General features: G+C 60.7%; 1 protein-coding gene. It reads right to left on the bottom strand.

The features are described 5' to 3' along the window. Positions 1-10 precede the first annotated feature (10 nt). A protein-coding gene (locus AC0L18_RS32320) for an IS630 family transposase (RefSeq protein ID WP_473495732.1) occupies positions 11-959 on the bottom strand; the annotation gives its coding sequence in 2 pieces (ribosomal slippage) (positions 11-622 and positions 624-959; 948 coding nt in all). Positions 960-1,052 lie beyond the last annotated feature (93 nt).

Below are 1,052 nucleotides of genomic sequence, written 5' to 3' on the forward strand. Positions count from 1 at the left end.
CTAGAGCGTTTCACGTTTTGACGGAAGCGTATCCAGCGTTTTTGAAGTAGTTGTTGCATTCGGCTGCCCCGATGGTTTCGACGAGGTGGCCGATGTGGCGCCAAGTGTCCTCAATGGTGCGCTTTTGGGCTTGGCGCATCCAATGTTTGATCTTGGCGAAGGCCTGCTCGATCGGGTTGAGGTCGGGGGAGTAGGGCGGCAGGTACCAAAGCCTGGCGCCGGCAGCCTTGATCATCTGCCTGATGGCGGCCGACTTATGGCTTCCCAGGTTGTCCATGACGACGATATCGCCGGGCTTCAGCACGGTGATGAGATGCTGCTCGACATAGGCGCGGAAGCATTGGCCGTTGATTGGCCCGTCGAAGACGCAAGGTGCCGCGAGCCGATCGCAGCGCAGCGCGCCAAGGAAGGTCAATGTGCGCCAGTGGCCGTGCGGAGCCAAGCCTTGCAGCCGTTTGCCCTTCGGCCCCCAACCGCGCAGCGGAGCCATGTTGGTCTTGATCCAGGTCTCGTCGATGAAGACCAGGCACTGCGGATCGAGGCCTGCCTGCCAGGATCGCCATCGTTGGCGCCTGCGGGCAATATCGGCGCGTGCCTGCTCAAGGGCGAACAGCGTTTTTTTTGAAGCTCAGACCCTCACGGCGCAGGAACGACCACACCGCGTTGTGCGAGACCTTGACCCCGCGACCGGCCAACTCATCCTTCAGACCGTGCAGCGTCAGATGAGGTGTCTCACGTATACGCGCCTCGATGAAGGCACGGTGCGGCTCCAGCACTCTCTTGCGATGTCCACCCATCTTGCCAGGTGCTACCGAGCCGGTCGCCCGATGGCGCTGCAACAACTTCACTGCCGCCGAAACCGAAATGCCAAACCGTTTCGCGGCCGACCGGCGGCTCTCGCCGCTCAAAACCGCCGCCACCACCCGCTCGCGAAGATCATTGGAAAGGGGTCGGGTCATCAGATGCTGGCCTCCACTCCAGCCAGCATCTTGAATCACAAAACAGACAAATCTGGAATCCCCTCGATTCCGTCAAATCTGGAAACGCTCTAG

The sequence above is a fragment of the Mesorhizobium sp. WSM4819 genome (genome assembly GCF_055811215.1).